Annotated in this window: 15 protein-coding genes; 9 read left to right on the top strand and 6 right to left on the bottom strand. The window is 75.1% G+C overall.

Going from position 1 to position 18,262, the window contains the following annotated elements:
* Window positions 1-12 precede the first annotated feature (12 nt).
* Entirely contained in the window at window positions 13-933 is a 921-nt protein-coding gene (locus ACIQUR_RS20510) for a 5'-3' exonuclease H3TH domain-containing protein (RefSeq protein ID WP_403666000.1), read from the bottom strand.
* A 165-nt stretch (window positions 934-1,098) separates the two neighbouring features.
* Here ACIQUR_RS20510 and ACIQUR_RS20505 point away from each other — a divergent pair, with 165 nt between their 5' ends.
* Together ACIQUR_RS20505 and ACIQUR_RS20500 are read left to right on the top strand one after the other, a co-directional pair.
* A complete protein-coding gene (locus ACIQUR_RS20505) occupies window positions 1,099-1,686 on the top strand; it encodes a helix-turn-helix domain-containing protein (protein WP_399947858.1) in 588 nt (195 codons plus the stop codon).
* Between the two features lie 70 nt (window positions 1,687-1,756).
* Window positions 1,757-2,473, top strand: a complete 717-nt coding sequence (locus ACIQUR_RS20500) for a helical backbone metal receptor (RefSeq protein WP_403665998.1) — start codon at window positions 1,757-1,759, stop codon at window positions 2,471-2,473.
* Here ACIQUR_RS20500 and ACIQUR_RS20495 read toward each other — a convergent pair.
* Window positions 2,442-3,572, bottom strand: coding sequence for a TDT family transporter (locus ACIQUR_RS20495; protein ID WP_403665996.1), 1,131 nt, complete (start codon window positions 3,570-3,572; stop codon window positions 2,442-2,444). The two genes, ACIQUR_RS20500 and ACIQUR_RS20495, sit on opposite strands and share 32 nt — an antisense overlap.
* A 122-nt stretch (window positions 3,573-3,694) precedes the next feature.
* On the opposite strand from ACIQUR_RS20495, the gene ACIQUR_RS20490 reads away from it, so the two are divergent.
* Window positions 3,695-4,612, top strand: a complete 918-nt coding sequence (locus ACIQUR_RS20490; RefSeq protein ID WP_403665994.1) for a LysR family transcriptional regulator — start codon at window positions 3,695-3,697, stop codon at window positions 4,610-4,612.
* Window positions 4,613-5,946: 1,334 nt separating this feature from the next.
* Here ACIQUR_RS20490 and ACIQUR_RS20485 read toward each other — a convergent pair.
* The 3 genes from ACIQUR_RS20485 to ACIQUR_RS20475 all read right to left on the bottom strand — a co-directional run bounded on the left by ACIQUR_RS20485 (window position 5,947) and on the right by ACIQUR_RS20475 (window position 9,181).
* On the bottom strand, window positions 5,947-6,651 hold the full coding sequence (locus tag ACIQUR_RS20485) for a gamma-glutamyl-gamma-aminobutyrate hydrolase family protein (RefSeq protein WP_403665992.1): 705 nt from the start codon (window positions 6,649-6,651) through the stop codon (window positions 5,947-5,949).
* 45 nt (window positions 6,652-6,696) lie between these two features.
* Window positions 6,697-8,181 carry an ethanolamine permease gene (eat, locus tag ACIQUR_RS20480; RefSeq protein WP_403665990.1) on the bottom strand — a complete coding sequence of 495 codons (1,485 nt, stop codon included), beginning with the start codon at window positions 8,179-8,181 and terminating at the stop codon, window positions 6,697-6,699.
* 262 nt (window positions 8,182-8,443) lie between these two features.
* Window positions 8,444-9,181 (bottom strand): FadR/GntR family transcriptional regulator, encoded by a 738-nt coding sequence (locus ACIQUR_RS20475; RefSeq protein ID WP_403665988.1) that lies wholly within the window; start codon window positions 9,179-9,181, stop codon window positions 8,444-8,446.
* Window positions 9,182-9,258: 77 nt separating this feature from the next.
* On the opposite strand from ACIQUR_RS20475, the gene ACIQUR_RS20470 reads away from it, so the two are divergent.
* The 5 genes from ACIQUR_RS20470 (at window position 9,259) to ACIQUR_RS20450 (ending at window position 16,019) form a co-directional block, all read left to right on the top strand.
* Window positions 9,259-10,623 carry a glutamine synthetase family protein gene (locus ACIQUR_RS20470; protein ID WP_403665986.1) on the top strand — a complete coding sequence of 455 codons (1,365 nt, stop codon included), beginning with the start codon at window positions 9,259-9,261 and terminating at the stop codon, window positions 10,621-10,623.
* 8 nt (window positions 10,624-10,631) lie between these two features.
* Window positions 10,632-11,999 (top strand): aldehyde dehydrogenase family protein, encoded by a 1,368-nt coding sequence (locus tag ACIQUR_RS20465; protein WP_403665984.1) that lies wholly within the window; start codon window positions 10,632-10,634, stop codon window positions 11,997-11,999.
* Between the two features lie 5 nt (window positions 12,000-12,004).
* The gene (locus tag ACIQUR_RS20460; RefSeq protein WP_403665982.1) at window positions 12,005-12,799 is read left to right on the top strand and encodes a 3-oxoacyl-ACP reductase; all 795 of its coding nucleotides are present in this window, start codon (window positions 12,005-12,007) and stop codon (window positions 12,797-12,799) included.
* 119 nt (window positions 12,800-12,918) lie between these two features.
* The gene (locus ACIQUR_RS20455) at window positions 12,919-14,229 is read left to right on the top strand and encodes a haloacid dehalogenase-like hydrolase (protein WP_403665980.1); all 1,311 of its coding nucleotides are present in this window, start codon (window positions 12,919-12,921) and stop codon (window positions 14,227-14,229) included.
* 266 nt (window positions 14,230-14,495) lie between these two features.
* Complete coding sequence (locus tag ACIQUR_RS20450) at window positions 14,496-16,019, top strand: glycosyltransferase family 39 protein (RefSeq protein ID WP_403665978.1); 1,524 nt, start codon at window positions 14,496-14,498, stop codon at window positions 16,017-16,019.
* A gap of 59 nt (window positions 16,020-16,078) precedes the next feature.
* On the opposite strand, the gene ACIQUR_RS20445 is transcribed toward ACIQUR_RS20450, so the two are convergent.
* On the bottom strand, window positions 16,079-17,281 hold the full coding sequence (locus ACIQUR_RS20445) for an amino acid deaminase/aldolase (protein ID WP_403666271.1): 1,203 nt from the start codon (window positions 17,279-17,281) through the stop codon (window positions 16,079-16,081).
* Window positions 17,282-17,404: 123 nt separating this feature from the next.
* Between ACIQUR_RS20445 and ACIQUR_RS20440 the strand changes: the two genes are divergently transcribed.
* A complete protein-coding gene (locus ACIQUR_RS20440) occupies window positions 17,405-18,250 on the top strand; it encodes a hypothetical protein (protein WP_403665976.1) in 846 nt (281 codons plus the stop codon).
* The last annotated feature ends 12 nt before the right edge of the window (window positions 18,251-18,262 follow it).

The raw sequence follows: 18,262 nt of genomic DNA, 5'->3' as shown, positions 1-18,262 counted from the left end.
TAACCTAGCACCTCAGGCGCGAAGTGTGGAGGCAAGCCTGTCCACGGCTCCACCGAGACCCCAGTTCCGGGCCAGGTCGGCCAGGGCCTCGGGGTGCGCGGGAGTCTTCGGCAGCGTTGCGTCGAACGGGGGAATCGGCACGTCGGACGCCACCCGGACGACCTTGGGGGCCACCGCCACGTACGCCCGCGCCTCGTCCAGCCGCTTGCGCTGCGACGGGGTCAGCTTCGACGCCGGGTCGTCGACGGCCGCCATGATCCCGTCCAGGTCGCCGAAGGCGTCCAGCAGCTTGGCCGCCGTCTTCTCCCCGATCCCGGGCACGCCCGGCAGGCCGTCGCTCGGGTCGCCGCGCAGCAGCGCCAGGTCCACGTACCCGGGGCCGTCCACCCCGTACTTCTCGCGCAGCACCGCCTCGTCCGTGATCTGGAGGGTGCCGACGCCCTTGAGCGGGTAGAGCACGCGGGCCTGCCGGGCGTCGCTCACCAGCTGGTAGAGGTCGCGGTCGCCGGTGACGATGTCCACCGGGCCCGCGGCCCGGCCGGCGAGGGTGCCGATCACGTCGTCCGCCTCGTACCCCGCGACGCCGATCCGCGCGATGCCGAAGGCGTCGAGCGCCGCCTCGATCACCGGGACCTGCGGGGAGAGCGTGTCCGGGATCTCCTCCTCGTCGGGACCGGCCGGGGTCTCGACCGCGACGCGGTGCGCCTTGTACGAGGGGATCAGCTCCACGCGCCAGTGCGGCCGCCAGTCGGCGTCCATGCACGCGACCAGCTCGTCGGGCCGGTGGTCCTGGACCAGCCTGGCGATGAAGTCGAGCAGCCCGCGGACGGCGTTGACCGGAGTGCCGTCCGGGGCCCGCACGGAGTCCGGCACACCGAAGTACGCGCGGAAGTACAGGGAAGCGGTGTCGAGGAGCATCAGACGTCGGGTCATTCTGACGATGATGCCGCACCCCACCGACGGTGACGGTGGGGGCACAGGCGTTCACCGGGGGCGTAGAGCGGCTGGGCCGTGAGCGCGAAACGGGGGGCGGAAGCTGCGTAAGGTGCTTACAGCACATCCATGTGCGACCGGACCAAGGGGAGGGCAGCCCCGGCCATGGACGACAAGGACAAGGAAAGGGACGGCAAGGACCCGCTTCGGGTGGGCGCCGCGGTGCGCAAGCGGCGCAGGGCGCTGAAGCTCACCCTCGCCGCCGTGTCGGCGCGCAGCGGGCTGTCGGTGCCGTTCCTGAGCCAGATAGAGAACGAGCGGGCCCGGCCGAGCATGCGCTCCCTGGAACGCGTCGCCGACGCCCTGGAGACCACCGCCGTCGAACTCCTCGCGGCCTCCGACAGCGCCCGCACCGTGGACCTCGTACGCGCCGGGGACGACACCGGGCTGGCCCCGGCCGCGGGGGTGCGCCCGCTGGTGCGCGGCCACCACCAGCTGCACGCGCTGGAGTTCACCGGCGAGCAGGACGCCGGGCGCGAGTACCAGCACCGCAACGACGAGCTGATGTACGTGGTCGAGGGGTCCTGCCAGGTCGAGGCCGAGGGCCGGGCGTACCGGCTGGAGGCGGGCGACTCGCTGTTCCTGTCCGGCGGGGTGCGCCACCGCTGGCGGGCCACGGGCGAGGGCACCCGGCTGCTGGTGGTCGCCGTCGGCGACCACGTGGACGCGGTCACCGAACCGCCGGGGCGCTGATGCGGCCGTACGGCGGGGCCCGGGGCGGGGGCGGGCTGATGCGGGTCGCGCGCGGGGCGGGGGCCGGCTGATGCGGGTCGTCTCGCTGGTGCCCTCCCTCACCGAGGCGGTCGCCGCCACGGAGCCGGGGCTGCTGGCCGGCGCCACCGACTGGTGCAGCCATCCCGCGGACCTGGACGTCGTCCGGATCGGCGGCACCAAGAACCCCGACGTGGAGGCGGTCGTCGCGCTGCGCCCGGACCTGGTGGTCGCCAACGAGGAGGAGAACCGCCTGCCCGACCTCGACGCGCTGCGCGCGGCCGGGCTCCGGGTGCTCGTGACCGAGGTGCGGGACCTGCCCGGCGCCTTCCGGGAGCTGGAGCGGGTGCTCGTCACGGGGTGCGGGCTGGCCCGGCCGGCCTGGCTGGACGCGGCCGAGGAGGCCTGGGCCGCGGTGGAGCCGGTGGGCGACCTGCGGGCCGTGGTCCCGGTGTGGCGCCGGCCGTGGATGGTGCTGGGCCGGGACACCTTCGCCGGCGACCTGCTGGCCCGGCTGGGGGTGCGCAACCTGTACGCCGGCCACGCCGAGCGGTACCCGAGGGTGCCGCTCGCGGAGCTGGACGCCGCGGGCGCCGACCTGGTGGTGCTGCCCGACGAGCCGTACGCCTTCCACGCGGGCGACGGCCCCGAGGCGTTCCCCGCGACGGCGGCCGCCCTGGTGAGCGGCCGCCATCTGACCTGGTACGGGCCTTCGCTGGGCGAGGCCCCCGCGGTGCTCAGCGGGGCGCTGCGAGCAGCTTTCCGCTGACCAGGCCCCGTACGGTGTGGGCCGCCGCGGCCAGCCAGGCGGCGACCAGGGCCGCGTACAGCGCCAGGGCCAGCCACTGGAGGGCGACCAGACCGGTGTGGCGGGCCAGGCCCTCGAAGCCGGTGACGCAGGTGCCGACGGGGAAGGTGAAGGCCCACCAGGTCATCGCGAAGCCCATGCCCTGCCGGGCGGCGCGGACCACCAGGGCGACGGCGAGGGCGGTCCACAGCAGGGCGAAGCCCATCACCGGGACGCCGTAGACCACCGCGAAGGCGCCGAGGCCGGCGGCGTAGGGGGCGCCGATGGAGGTGGCGGCCTGGTCGGCGAGCTGGTTGACGGCGCTGGTGGACTGGCCGAGCGGGCCGAGCACCAGGAACAGGGTGGGGGTCAGGGCCAGGGGCAGGGGCCCGCCGACGATCAGCCGGCCGAAGATCAGGGGCAGCATCAGCAGGGTGGCCAGCAGGCTGATCCCGAACATCGCGTAGCAGGCCAGCAGCATCGCCTCGCGGGGCTGGCCGGCGGGCAGGTGCGGGATGAGCAGGGGGCCGAGGGCGGCGGAGACCATGGGGGCGACGAGGGGCAGCAGCCAGACGGGGCTGGCGGAACCGGCCTCGACCTTGTGCCGCACGACCATCAGGTAGGGCACGGCCACGGCGGCCAGCAGGCCGGTCACGGTGCCGGCGGTGAAGAGGACGGCGTCGGCGGCCACGGCCGCGCCCTCCCCGATCAGGTCCTTGCCGACCGTCAGGGTGCCGCCGCCCACGGCGAGCAGGGCCATGGCGAGGCAGCCGTAGAAGGGGGCGACGGCGGGGTCGAGGAGGTGGGCGCGGGCCTGGTCGCGGTGGTGCAGCCAGTGGCCGGTGCGGGCGGTGAGGACGGTGGCCAGGGCCACCGCCGACAGGACCCACATGACCTCGGCGAAGACGCGCAGGCCCGGGAAGTGGTACGGGAGGCCCGCGCCGGCGTTGGCGATGATCGCCGTGCCCATGACGGAGGCGTACCAGTTGGGGCCGAGGTGGCGCAGGGCGGGCAGCCGGCGGCCGGTGCCGGTGCTGCGGCGGGGGTGGGTGAGGGGTCGGGGGTGCGCGAGGGTGGCCATGACCTCAGCCTCGCGCGGGGCCGGGCGGCTTCGTAGGGGTGATCTTCCTATGGGGTCATAAACTGGATTTATGAGTGCTGGGTGCGGTGGGGTGCGCGGTGGGGTGCGGGCGGGTGGGTGTCGTGGACGCTGAGCAGGGGTCCCCGCTGGCGCACCGGGTGCCGGACCTGGGGTCGCTGGAACTGCTGCTGGCCGTGGCCCGGCTGGGCAGTCTGGGCGCGGCCGCGCGGGAGCTGGGCATCACGCAGCCCGCCGCGAGCAGCCGGATCCGGGCCATGGAGACGCGGCTGGGCGTGGCACTGGTGGACCGTTCGCCGCGCGGCTCCCGGCTCACCGCCCAGGGGGCGCTGGTCACGGACTGGGCGCAGCGGGTGGTGGAGGCGGCCGGGGCCTTCGACGCGGGGGTGCAGGCGCTGCGGGGCCGGCGGGACTCCCGGCTGCGGGTGGCGGCGAGCCTGACCATCGCGGAGTACCTGATGCCCGGCTGGCTGATCGCGCTGCGCGCGGAGCGGCCGGACACCGCGGTGTCCCTGCGGGCCGGCAACTCGGTGGCGGTGGCGGAGGCGGTGCTGGCCCGGGAGGCCGACCTGGGGTTCGTGGAGGGCCTGACCGTGCCGGACGGGCTGGACAGCGCCGCGGTGGCCCGGGACCGGCTGGTGGTCGCGGTGGCGCCGGGGCACCCGTGGGCGCGGCGGCGGTCGGGGGTGACGGGGCGGGAGCTGGCGGCCACCCCGCTGATCCTGCGGGAGCGGGGGTCGGGGACGCGGCAGGTGCTGGACGCGGCGCTGGCGGCGTACGGGGGGCTGGCCGAGCCCCTGCTGGAACTGGCGTCCACCACCGCGGTGAAGGCGGCGGCGGTGAGCGGGGCGGGGCCGTGCGTGCTGTCCGAGCTGGCGGTGGGGGAGGAGTTGGGGGCGCGGCGGCTGGTCTCGGTGCCGGTGGGCGGGGCCGCGCTGGAACGGGTGCTGCGGGCGGTGTGGCCCTCGGGTGCGAGGCCGGCCGGGCCGGCGCGGGACCTCCTCTCCCTGACGCGCGGCTGACGGCGAGGGGCGCCGCCCCTTGCCCTGGGGGGCTTCCCTCCCGTACCGGTCGCGCCCCGTACCGCTCCGTACCGGTCGCGCCCCGCGCGGTTCCCGCCCCGTACCGGCCCTGCCCTGCCCCGTGCCGGGTGCTGGTGCGCCGGCTTCGTCCGGTGCCGGGTGCCGGGTGCCGGTGCCGGCTCCGCCCGGTGCCGGGTGCCGTACGGGCTGCGGTGCGGCGCCGTTGGGGTGCGGGTGCGTTGCCCTGCGGGGCTGGTCCCCTACCCGCCCTTCCACCATTCCCCGGGCTCCGCCCGGACCCGTTCCCGGGCTGTGCCCGGACCCCTTCCGGGGCTGCGCCCGGACCCGTTCCCGGGCTGTGCCCGGACCCCTTCCGGGGCTGCGCCCGGACCCGTTCCCGGGCTGTGCCCGGACCCCTTCCGGGGCTGTGCCCGGACCCGTTCCCGGGCTGTGCCCGGACCCCTTCCGGGGCTGCGCCCGGACCCGTTCCCGGGCTGTGCCCGGATCCGTTCCCGGGCTGCGCCCGGACCCGTTCCGGGGCTGCGCCCGAACCCCGTTCCCGGGCTCCGCCCGAACCCCGTTCCCGGGCTGCGCCCGGACCCGTGCCCCGCGCTGCGTCCCGACTCTTCCCCGAGCTCGGCGCGAACTCGTTCTGGGGGCTGTGTCCAGCGTCTTCCGGGCTGTGCCTGGATCCGTTCCCCGGCTGTGCCCTGGAGCCTTCGGGGCTCGCCCAGGACTCGCTTCGCGGGCTGCGCCCCTCGCGGTCGGTGTGCCCCCGGACCCGTTGCCCGTGGTGGGCCCGGAGCCTTCGTGGCTGCCCCCGGGCGCTCCCCATTTGCTGCTGGGGCCCGCTCCTCGAACGCCGGAGGGATGGGATGGGCCTGTGGTGTGGGATGTGGCGGCGGGGGCTCGGTTCGCGCAGTGAATTCCAGCCCCGCCGGCGTTTGAGGCGTGGGGGTCCCCAGCGGTGGCTGGGGGAGGGGGCGGGGCGGAGCACGGGGGGGCCTCGGCCCGTCCGGTGCTGAGGGCTGGACGGGGTCCGGGGCGGAGCTCCGGTTTCGGGAAGGGGCGGGGTGGGGGAACGGCTCCGCGCAGCGGCGGGGTGGCGGCCCTGGGGCTGGGGACTACCCCAGGGACACCACCCCGCCACGGGAACCCCAGTCCCGCCCGGGTTCGTGTGGGGTCCGGGCGGGGTCCGGGTCCGGGTGGGGCCGGGGTCCGGGGCCCGCGTGGACGAGGGCGGGGTCCGGGTCCGGTCCGGGGCTGGGCGGGGGGAGGGTCCGGGTGCCGCGCGGGCGACGGCATGGCTCCGCCGGCCCGGCGTGTGGCCGGGGTCAGGCGACTCGGGTGGGGGTGAGGGCCGTGGCCGCCAGGAGCGCCCGCATGACGCGTACGTCGCGGCCCCGTTCCGGGTGCCACTGCACGCCCAGGACCCACTGCGGGCCCGGGAGTTCGACGGCCTCCACCGTGCCGTCCAGGGCCCGGGCCGAGACGACCAGGTCCCGGCCCAGGCGGTCCACCGCCTGGTGGTGGTACGTCGGCACGTCCGTCGGTTCCGGCGCGATCTCCCCGTACCGCGTCCCCGCCACCGGCAGCACCCGGTGCTCGGACATCACGCCCGGCGCCTTCACGTGCCCCTCGATGTGCTGGACCAGGGTGCCGCCCAGGGCGACGTTCAGGGCCTGCATGCCCCGGCAGATGCCCAGCAGCGGGATCCGGCCTTCGGCCAGGGCCGCCCGGATCAGGGCCAGTTCCCACGCGTCGCGCTCCGGCGCCGGGGGGCCCGTACGCGCGTCGCGCACCGCCCCGTACCGGGCCGGGTCCACGTCCGGGCCGCCCGCGATGACCAGGCCGTCCAGCCGGGGCAGCAGCTCCTCCGCCGTCTCGGGGTCGTCGGGCGGCAGCAGGACCGCGGTGCCGCCGCTCGCCTGCACGTACTGGTGGTATCCCGAGGGCGCCAGCGCCGCGGGGACGTCCCAGGGGCCGTAACGGGCGGACTTCTCCAGGTAGGTGGTGATGCCGATGAGCGGCTTGGGCACGGTGGGGCCTTCCGTAGAACCAGCGGGGCGTACGGGCGTACGTGGTCAGTCGCGGTCGAGCTCGGCCTCGGCCGCCGCGAGCGCCGCGAACTCCTCCTCCGGCGCGGAGGCCACCAGCCGGTGCCGACTGTAGAACGCGAAGTAGGCGAGGGCGACGGCGTACACGGCGAGCGCGATGAACGCGGCGTCCTTGTCCACCAGGAAGGTGGCGACCAGGGCCGACAGGGCGAGGACGAAGGCGGCGGTGGAGGTCGCCACCCCGCCCGGGGTGCGGTAGGGGCGCGCCAGGCCGGGCTCGCGGCGGCGCAGCACGATGTGGGAGAGGGCCATCAGCGCGTAGCTGATCGTGGCGCCGAAGACGGCGATGTTCAGCATCCGGGGGCCGTCGCCGGTTCCGGCGGCGAGCGCGAAGCCGAGGGCGCCGGGGAGCAGCAGGCCCAGGTACGGGGCCTTGCGCTTGCTGGTGAGGGAGAGGAACCGCGGCAGGTAACCGGCCCGGGAGAGGGCGAAGAGCTGCCGCGAGCCCGCGTAGATGAGGGAGAAGAAGGAGGCGATCAGGCCCGCCAGGCCCGCGTAGTTGACGAAGGTCTTCAGCCAGGACAGGCCGGGCGTCCCCTCCAGCGCGACCACCAGCGGGTTGCCGGCGTCCTTGATCGCGTCGGCGCCGCGCGCGCCGGTCGAGGCGAGGAAGGTGATCAGGGCGAGCAGCGCGAGGATGCCCATGGAGATGGCGAGCGCGCGGGGCATGGAGCGGACCGGGTCCTTGGCCTCCTCCGCGGCGAGCGGCACGCCCTCGACGCCGAGGAAGAACCACATGCCGAAGGGGAACGCCGCCCAGATGCCCAGCAGTCCGAAGGGCAGCCAGGAGCTCGCGCCGAGCGCGGAGGTGTCGACGGCGATGTCGTCGAGGCGTCCGGCGTCGAACTCGGTGAACGCGCCGACCGCGAAGACCAGCAGCGCGGCCACGGCGATCGCGGTGACCACCAGGCTGAAGCGGAGGGCCTCGCCGACGCCCCAGAGGTGGATGCCGATGAAGACGACGAAGCAGGCCAGGTAGACCGGCCAGCCCGAGGTCAGGCCGAAGAGGTTGAGGGACTCGACGTAGTCGCCGATGAAGATGGCGATGGCCGCCGGGGCCAGGATGTACTCGATGAGGATCGCGGTGCCGGTGAGGAAGCCGCCCCAGGTGCCGAGCGCCCGGCGGGCGAAGCCGTAGCCGCCGCCCGCCGTGGGGAGGATGGCGGACAGCTCCGCGAGGGAGAAGACCAGGCAGGCGTACATGGCGCCCATGAGGAGGGTCGCCAGGGCGAGTCCGCCGAAGCCGCCGTGCGCCAGGCCGGTGTTCCAGCCGGAGAAGTCGCCGGAGACGACGTACGCGACGCCGAGGCCGGTCAGCAGCAGCCAGCCGGCGCTGCCGCGGCGCAGGGTGCGCCGTTCCAGGTAGGCGGCGTCGCCGTCCGGGGCGGTGCCCTCGGGGGAGGCGGTGGGAGGGGGGACGGCGGCGGTGCGCGCCTCGGTGTCGTCGGCCATGTGCGCTCCTGCATCGAGGGGGGACGGGGGCGGCAAGCAATGGTTCGAGGCGATACCTTTGCCCTAGAGGGGTGGTGAGCGCAAGCCCCTGGAGTAAAAGGGGTGTTACGAGCGGCCGGCGGCCGCGCCCTGCACCGCCGCCCCTTCCGCCCCCGCCGCCTCTGCGGCCCCTCACGCCCCGCCGCCCCCGGGGGCCCTCGCCGCGTCGCCCCTCCCGCCGCGCCGCCCTTCCGCCGCGTCGCCCCTGCCGCCCGCCGCCGCCCTATGCCAGGAACCCGCGCAGCAGGGCCGCCGTGCCGCAGCAGTGCTCGCGCATCAGCTCCCGGGCGGCCTCGGCGTCCCGCTCCAGGATCGCGTCGACCAGGGCCGCGTGCTGGCGCTGGGAGTGCTCCAGGTTCCGCACCAGCAGCGGGATGCAGTCCAGCAGGTCGTTGACCGTGGCCCGGACCGCCGCGTACTGGGCGGTGAGCGTCGCCGAGCCGGAGAGCTCCGCCAGCGTCAGGTGCAGCAGGGTGTCCAGCCGGCGGTACTCGCTCAGGGGCGCGTCCTGGGTGGCGGCGAGGGCCTCCCGCAGCCGCCTGGCGCCCTCCGGTGTGAGGCCCTGGGCCGCGCACAGCCCGGCCGCCCCGGTCTCCAGCACCTCGCGGAAGCGCAGGACGTCCTCGATGTCGACGCCCGCGACCCGGCGGCGCAGCTCCTCCTCGGCGCCGCCGGCCGGGGTGTCGGGCCGCGGGAGCACGAACGTACCCCCGTACCGGCCGCGTCTGCTCTCCACCAGACCCTGGTCCTGGAGCACCTTCAGCACCTCGCGCAGGGTGACCCGGCTGATCCCCATCCGGTCGGCCAACTCGCGCTCCGGGGGGAGGCGTTCGCCGCCGGCGACCAGGCCGAGGCGGACGATCCGCAGGATCTGCTGGAGCGCCTCCTCGAAGCCGTTCCCGGCCCGCACCTGACGCAGCACCGGGCCGAGCAGGTCGTCGTTACCGCTTTCCGGTGTCATCTGGAAATCGCCCCTTCCCAAGCAATGGTCTTCCCGCATACCTTAGGCGCTCTCGGCTCACCGAAGGAGAGAATCCCGTGGTAGACCGCACACCGCCGCTGACGACGGAGGAGCTCCGCGCCCTCGTCGCGAGCGGCGAGATCGACACGGTCGTCCTGGCCTTCCCCGACATGCAGGGACGGCTCCAGGGCAAGCGGTTCGCCGCACCGTTCTTCCTCGACGAGGTCCTCGCGCACGGCACCGAGGGCTGCAACTACCTGCTGGCCGTCGACACCGACATGAACACGGTCGACGGCTACGAGATGTCGTCCTGGGACCGTGGCTACGGCGACTTCGCCATGCACCCCGACCTCGCCACCCTCCGCCGCCTGCCCTGGAACGCCGGCACCGCCCTGGTCATGGCCGACCTGGCCTGGGAGGACGGCTCGCCCGTCGTGGCCGCCCCGCGCCAGATCCTGCGCCGCCAGCTGGACCGGCTCGCCGAACTCGGCCTCACCGCCCAGGTCGGCACCGAGCTGGAGTTCATCGTCTTCAAGGACAGCTACGAGCAGGCCTGGGACGCGAACTACCGCGACCTGACGCCCGCCAACCAGTACAACATCGACTACTCGGTCCTCGGCACCGGCCGCATCGAACCCCTGCTGCGCCGCATCCGCAACGAGATGGCGGGCGCCGGGCTGGTCGTGGAGTCGGCCAAGGGCGAGTGCAACCTCGGCCAGCACGAGATCGCCTTCCGCTACGACGAGGCCCTGGTCACCTGCGACCAGCACTCCGTCTACAAGACGGGTGCCAAGGAGATCGCCGCCCAGGAGGGCATGTCGCTCACCTTCATGGCCAAGTTCAACGAGCGCGAGGGCAACTCCTGCCACATCCACCTCTCGCTCGCCGACGCCGACGGCCGCAACGCCATGGCCGGGGAGGGCCCCGGCGGGACGTCGGAGCTGATGCGGCACTTCCTCGCCGGACAGCTGGCCGCGCTGCGGGAGTTCTCCCTGCTGTACGCGCCCAACATCAACTCGTACAAGCGCTTCCGGCCCGGCTCCTTCGCGCCGACCGCCGTCGCCTGGGGCCGGGACAACCGCACCTGCGCCCTGCGGGTGGTCGGCCACGGCCGCTCCACGCGCTTCGAGAACCGGGTGCCGGGCGGCGACGTCAACCCGTACCTGGCCGTCGCGGCCATGGTCGCCGCCGGTCTGTACGGCGTGGAGAACCGGCTCGAACTGCCGGAGCCCTGCCCGGGCAACGCGTACACCGCCGACTTCGAGCACGTGCCCGGCACCCTGCGGGAGGCGGCCGAGCTCTGGGAGAACAGCGCCGTCGCCAAGGCGGCCTTCGGGCCCGAGGTCGTGGCCCACTACCGCAACATGGCGCGCGTCGAGCTCGACGCCTTCGACTCCGCGGTCACCGACTGGGAACTGCGCCGCTCCTTCGAACGTCTGTGAGGCACCCCTTGTCCGAGACCGTGCACGAGGTCCTGAACCCGGCGACCGAGGAGGTCGTCGCCACCGTCCCGGCCGCCACGGCCGCCGACGTCGACGCGGCCGTCGTACGGGCCGCCGCCGCCCAGCGCGGCTGGGCCGCCGCGGCACCGGCCGACCGGGCCCGGCTGCTGCGCCGGTTCGCCTCCGTGGTCGACGACCACCGCGAGGAACTCGCCCTGCTGGAGGTCCGCGAGGCCGGCCACACCCTCGGCAACGCCCGCTGGGAGGCGGGCAACGTGCGCGACCTGCTCGACTTCGCCGCCGGGGGAGTGGAGCGGCTCTCCGGCCGGCAGATCCCGGTGCCGGGCGGGCTGGACGTGACCATCCTCGAACCCCTCGGTGTGGTCGGCGTGATCGCCCCCTGGAACTTCCCGATGCCGATCGCCGCCTGGGGCGCCGCGCCCGCGCTCGCCGCGGGCAACGCCGTGGTGCTCAAGCCGGCCGAGACCACCCCGCTCACCGCGCTGCGGCTGGCGGAGCTGGCGCTGGAGGCCGGACTGCCCGAGCACCTGTTCCAGGTGCTGCCGGGGGCCGGCCCGGTCGCCGGGAACGCGCTCGTCGAGCACCCCGGGGTCGCGAAGATCGTCTTCACCGGCTCGACCCGGGTCGGCAAGCAGATCATGGCCGCCTGCGCGGACCGGGTGAAGCGGGTCACCCTCGAACTCGGCGGCAAGAGCCCCAACATCGTCTTCGCGGACGCCGACGTCGAGGCGGCCGCCGCCGCGGCGCCGATGTCCTTCCTCGACAACACCGGGCAGGACTGCTGCGCCCGCACCCGGATCCTGGTCCAGCGCTCCGCCTACGACCGGTTCATGGAGCTGCTGGAGCCGGCCGTCAAGGAGGTCGTGGTCGGGGACCCGATGGACGAGCGGACGCAGATGGGGCCGCTGATCTCGCGGGCGCAGCTGGACCGCGTACGTTCCTACGTCACGGACGACCTCGCCATGGTCCGCGGCAGCGCCCCCGAGGGACCGGGCTTCTGGTTCCCGCCCACCGTCGTCACCGGGGTCGACCCCACCGCCCCCGTCGCCACCGAAGAGGTCTTCGGCCCGGTCGCCGTCGTGCTGCCCTTCGAGGACGAGGACGACGCGGTACGGCTGGCCAACGCCACCGAGTACGGCCTCTCCGGCTCCATCTGGACCCGGGACGTGGGCCGCGCGCTGCGCCTGTCCCGCGCCGTCGCCGCCGGCAACCTCTCCGTCAACTCCCACAGCAGCGTCCGCTACTGGACCCCGTTCGGCGGCTACAAGCAGTCCGGCCTGGGCCGCGAGCTGGGCCCCGACGCCCTCACCGCCTTCACCGAAACCAAGAACGTCTTCATCAGCACGGAGGCCTGAACCCCATGAGCACCGAAGCAACGTCCGAGGCCGTCTGCCGCCGCCTGGTCGGCCGTACCGCGGTCATCACCGGCGCCGGCAGCGGCATCGGACTGGCCACCGCGCGCCGCCTGGCCTCCGAGGGTGCCAACGTCGTCTGCGGCGACATCGACGAGACCGCCGGCAAGGCCGCGGCCGAGGCCGTGGGCGGCACCTTCGTGAAGGTGAACGTCACCGACCCGGAGGAGGTCGAGAACCTCTTCAAGGTCGCCTTCGACACCTACGGATCCGTCGACATCGCCTTCAACAACGCGGGCATCTCGCCGCCCGACGACGACTCCATCCTCACCACCGGCCTGGAGGCCTGGAAGCGCGTCCAGGACGTCAACCTCACGTCCGTGTACCTGTGCTGCAAGGCCGCCCTCCCCTACATGCAGCGCCAGGGCCGGGGCTCCATCATCAACACCGCTTCCTTCGTGGCCATCATGGGCGCGGCCACCTCCCAGATCTCGTACACCGCCTCCAAGGGCGGCGTGCTGGCGATGTCCCGCGAGCTGGGCGTCCAGTTCGCCCGCGAGGGCATCCGCGTCAACGCCCTGTGCCCGGGCCCCGTCAACACCCCGCTGCTCCAGGAGCTGTTCGCCAAGGACCCGGAGCGCGCCGCGCGCCGCCTGGTGCACATCCCGGTCGGGCGGTTCGCCGAGGCCGACGAGATCGCCGCCGCCGTGGCCTTCCTGGCCAGCGACGACTCCTCCTTCATCAACGCCACCGATTTCCTCGTCGACGGCGGCATCTCCGGCGCGTACGTCACGCCGCTGTAGGACCGCCGGAGCACCGTCTCCCCTTCTCTCCCCCCCACACCGGCAGCCGGGCGTCGCACGACGCCCGGCTGTCCTGCTCCACCGTCCGCGACGACCCTCGTATGACAGGAGTGACCCACGTGATCAGAGTGACCGGAGCCGGCGGCCGTCGCCTCCCCGCCGCGGCGGCCGCCGTCGCGCTCGCCGCGGGCGGCCTCGCCGCCGCCACCCCCGCCCAGGCCGGCCCGTCCGCCCCGCGGGACGCGGCGCACTGCCCCCGGCTGACCGTCACCGACGGCTGGTACGGGCAGAACCGGGCCCGCCTCCAGGAACTCATCGACACCCACGGCACCTGCGCCCCCCACCGGCCGGGCCGGACCCGGCCGGTGGCCGTCTTCGACTGGGACAACACCGTCGTCAAGAACGACGTCGGCGACGCGACCTTCTTCTGGCTGCTGCGCAACGGCAAGGTGCGCCAGCCCGCCGGGCGGGACTGGACCACCACCAGCCGCCACCTCACCCCGGCCGCCGCCAGCGCCCTCGCGGCCGCCTGCGACGCCCTCGCCGAGCCGGGCCGGCCGCTGCCCACCGGCACCCCGGCCGGCACCCGCTGCGCCGACGAGCTGAACGCGGTCTACGGCACCGGCGCCACCACCGCGGCCGAGCCCGCCTTCGCCGGCTGGAACCGGCGGACCACCGAGCCCGGGTACGCCTGGCTGGCCCAGCTCACGCAGGGCTGGACCCCTGCGCAGATACGTTCCTTCGCCGCGGCGGCCCGCACCGAGAACCTGGCCGCGCCCATCGGCGCCAAGCAGCAGGTGGGCAGCACCACCGCCACCGGCTGGGTCCGCTACTACGACCAGCAGAAGGACCTGATCGGCACCCTCCGTCGGGCCGGCTTCGACGTCTGGATCAGCTCGGCCTCCCCGCAGCCCGTGGTCGAGGCCTGGGCCGGGGGAGCGGGCATCGCGCCGGACCGGGTGATCGGCATCCGCAACGTCACGCGTCACGGTGTCCTCACACCGCGCCTCCAGGGCTGCGGGGGCGTCGCCGACGGGGCCGACACGATGATCACGTACATCGACGGCAAGCGGTGCTGGATCAACAAGGTCGTCTACGGCGTGCGCGGCGCCGCCGCCGAAAAGGTGCTGCCGGCGGCGCGGCGCCAGGTCTTCGCCGCGGGCGACTCCGACACCGACGTGACGTTCCTCCGCGACGCCACGGCCCTCCGGCTGGTCGTCAACCGGAACAAGAACGAACTGATGTGCCGCGCCTACGACAACAGCGACGGCAGGTGGCTGGTCAACCCGATGTTCATCGAGCCGAAGAAGCAGAAGACCGCCCCCTACCCCTGCGCCACCACCGGCTACACCGGCGCCGACGGCACCCCGGGCCCGGTCCTGCGCGGGGACGGCAGCGTCGTCCCGGACCAGCAGGACACCGTGTTCTAGGGCCGCCGCCGGGCGCTGGGTGCTGGGTGCCGGGCGCCGTACGGGGCGGTCCCGTCCGCCGGACGGTGCCCGGCCGTCCCGGGACCGCCGTGCGCGCCGCCCGGCCGTCCCGGGCCGCCGGGCCGCCGGGCGGCGCACGCCGGGGCGGGTACCGCCGGCCCACGTCCGATCAGGCGACCGGCCGACCAGCCTGCGGCGGGGGCCCCTCCGCGCGTCGGTATAAGGGAGCAGTTCGGTGTCCGACGCCCACGGCACGGGAGCCCCCTTTGACGATCGCCGCCTCCATTCCCTCCGCGCGCGACGAGGCCACGAGCGACCGGAAGGCAGATCCGGGGAGAACCGGCCCGGGACTGTGGCTGTGGCCCTCGCTCGTCGCGCTCGCCCTGACCACGTACGGGCTCGCCGAGCCGCTGCTGGGCCGGGACGAGCTCGTGACCTGGGACGTCGTCAACCGGACCACCGGCCAGATCCTCGCGACCGCGCGGAACGTCGACGCCGTACACACGGCCTACTACCTGTTGATGCACTTCTGGGTGTCACTGTCCGGCGATTCCGTGACCGCCCTGCGCGTCCCGTCCGTCCTCGCGGCCGCCGGGACCGCCGCCGTCGTGGCCCTCATCGGAAACCGGATGTTCGGCCGGCGCGCCGGCATCACCGGCGGAATGCTGTTCGCGCTGCTGCCCGCGGCCAGCCGGTACGGCCAGGAGGCCCGCAGTTACGCGCTGGTCGTCTTCCTGGTGGCCCTCGCCACCCTCCTGCTGCTGCGGGCGCTGGAGGAGCCCCGGAAGCCGCTGCGCTGGGTCGGGTACGCGCTCACCATGGCCGGCGTCGGCCTGCTCCACCTGATCGCCCTCTGCGCGGTGCTCGGGCACGCCTGCGCCGTCGCCGCGGTCCGGCGGCGGGACCGTTCCCTCCCGTGGACGTACGCCGCGGTGCTCGTGGCGGTCGGCGCGTGTACCGCTCCGCTCGCCGTGCTGGGCCGGTCCCACGCGCACCGCCAGCTGTACTGGGTGCCGGCGCCGGACCTCTGGGCGCTGTTCGCCCTGCAACGGGACGTCTTCGCCTCGGTGTTCTGCGCCGGTGCGGTCACGGCGCTCGCGCTGGTGGCGGCCCTCTCCGTCCCCGCGGGGCGCGAGCGGACGGCGTCCGTCGTGCCGTGCGCGGTGCTGGCCGTGCTGCCCCCGGTCGTGGTCTGGCTCGGGTCGCACGGCGAGGTGTCCTACGTCCGCCACCAGTACGTCCTGTTCACCCTGCCGTTCTGGGCCGTGCTCGCCGGAGCGGGACTCGCCGCGGTGGCCCGGTCCAGGAAGGCGGTCGCGGCCGTCCTGGCCGTCCTCGCGGTCCTCACGTGGGTCGACCAGCGGCAGATGCGGGGGCGGTTCGAGCACGACGTCCCGGTGCCGCTGGACTACGCGGCGGCGGCACGGCTCATCACGCGGCAGTACCAGCCGGGCGACGCCGTCGTGTACGACCGGGACAACACCTGGCAGCTCGACGGGGGAGTCACCTACTACCTCCCGCCCGACGTGCGGATGCGCGACGTCTTCCGCGCCCGGCGGCCGGTCGAGATCAACGATCTCTACGTGGTGCCCTGCACGCCCTCCGTCAGCTGCCTCGGCCCGGAGGAGCGCGTCTGGCTGGTGACGCAGGGCGTGGGCGACCCCGACCCGCTGAACGCCCTGTCGCCCGACCAGGCGAGCGCCCTGCGCCTCCGCTACGCGGCGGACCGCGGCGAGAGCGTCACCGGCATCACCGTCACCCTGCTGGTCCGCCGGGGCACCGGCGCCTGACCGGCCGGAGGCCCGTACGCCGGGGCCGGTTCAGCGGGGCGCGTCCGCCGGAGGCCCGTCTACAGGAAGGTCTTCCCCTCGCCCCGGTACGTCGGCACCGTGGCCGTCACCCGGTCGCCCTCGACCAGCTGCAGCGCGTCGAACCGCTCGCACAGCTCACCCGCCTTGGCGTGCCGGAACCACACCCGGTCCCCGATCAGCAGGTCGTCCGCCGGCGCCCCCAGCAGCGGGGTCTGCACCTCGCCCGCCCCCTCCTGGGGGTCGTAGCGCAGGCCCTCCGGCAGGTACGGCACCGGCAGCCGGTCCGCGCCGGCGGCGCCCGAGGCCGGGTAGCCGCCGCCGAGCACCGTCACCACGCCCACCCCGGGCCGCCGCACCACCGGCTGCGCGAACAGGGCGGCCGGGCGGCCGGAGAACGAGGTGTAGTTGTCGAACAGCCGCGGCACGTACAGCCCGGAACCGGCCGCGATCTCCGTCACCGCGTCCTCGGCCGCCGTGGTCTGCACGCTGCCGGTGCCGCCCCCGTTGACGAACTCCAGGCCGGGCGCCACCTCCCGGACCGCCCGCACCGTCTCGGCCCGCCGCGCCGCCAGCTCCCGGCGCGCCGCGGCCTGCATCAGCCGGATCGCGCGGGAGCGCAGCGGCCGGCCCGGCACCGCGTCCCCGACACCGGCGACGTGCCCCTCGTACGCCATCAGGCCGACCAGCCGGAAGCCGGGGCGGCGGGCGATCTGCCGGGCCAGACCGGCCAGCTGGGCCGGCTCGCGCAGCGGCGAGCGGCGCGCGCCGACGCGTACGCGCCCCCCGAACAGGTGAAGCGCGGTGTCGAGCTCCAGGCACACCCGGATCTCCTCGCGCCCGCCCGCCCGGGCCGCGTCGACGAGGTCCAGCTGCGCCGGGTCGTCGACCATCACCGTGACCGCCGCGGCCAGCTTCGGGTCGCCCGCCAGCTCCGCGAAGCCGGCCCGGTCCGCCGACGGGTAGGCCAGCAGCACGTCCTCGAACCCCGAGCGGGCCAGCCAGAGCGACTCCGCCAGCGTGTACGACATGATCCCGGCGAACCCCTCGCGGGCCAGCACCCGCTCCAGCAGCGCCCTGCAGCGCACCGACTTCGACGCCACCCGCACCGGCTTGCCGCCGGCCCGGCGCACCAGGTCGTCCGCGTTGGCGTCGAAGGCCGCCAGATCGACGATCGCCAGCGGCGCGTCCAGGTGCGCGGTGGCCCGGTCGTAGCGGGCCCGGTCAGCGGCGGGTGAGGTCACCGGAGTCGTCATGGGCGCAGCTTGCCAGACCGGATTACCCGGGGGTAGGGGAATGATCGAGCCCGTAGAGTACGGCCAGTGCGCGCGGGCGGCGCGCCGTCGAGCGGGGGTGTGCGAAGCCGTATGGCCGTCGAACCGGACCTGGCGGACCTGCCGGAGCGGCCGGGCGTGCCGGGGATCCCGGGCGGGCGGGGTGTACCGGGCGCGACCGGTGTGCCGGGCACGACCGGTGGGCCGGGCAGGGCGGACGGGGCTCCGTCCGGCGGGCGGCCCCGGGGGGGCGTGGCCGCGGCGGTGTGCAGCGTGCTCGGGGTCGGGCTGATCGGCGGGGCCGTCGCGGGCACCTGGCTGCTCGGCCGGGCCGAGGCCGTGCCGCCGGTGGACGCCGCGTACCGCAAGGCCGCCGTCCTGTGGCGGTCGGCGACCGTCGACACCCTCTTCCCGCCCGTGCTCGTGGGCGACGGCGCCGGGCCGGGCGGCGCGGACCGGCGCTGGACGCGGATCGCGGTGGACCCGGGAACCGGGTGCGGGACCTGGACCCGGGTGCTGGCCCCCGCGGGCTGCGACCGGGAGCTGCGGGCCACCTACACCGACGCCACGCGCAGCTCCGTGATCGGCGTCGGCCTGGTCTTCACGCCCGCCGACGCGGCGACGATGGGCGCGCTGCGGAACCGGCTCGGCACCCGGCCGCCGCTGCCGCCGGCGTACGGGCTCGACGACCGGCAGCGCGCGGGCTGGACGGTGTCCGTGCTGACCGACGCGCCGGTGGTGGTCTACGCGGTGTCCGGCTTCGCCGACGGCCGCCCGGTCCCGACCCCGGCCCCGGCCGCCGCGGCGATGTCCCCGGACGACACCGGCGCCGTCGCCCAGGCGGGCCTCGGCCACGAGGCGAAGGCGGTCGCGGACCGTCTGGAGCGCGCCCTCCGCCGGGACGCCGCGCGGCCGGCGGGCACGGGGGGTGCGCGGTGACCCGCGGCACCC

It is taken from the genome of Streptomyces sp. NPDC101132 (assembly GCF_044759225.1).
GTDB lineage: Bacteria > Actinomycetota > Actinomycetes > Streptomycetales > Streptomycetaceae > Streptomyces.
The sequence above is the reverse complement of the archived record's forward strand: the minus strand, read 5'-3'. Positions and strand labels throughout refer to the sequence as shown.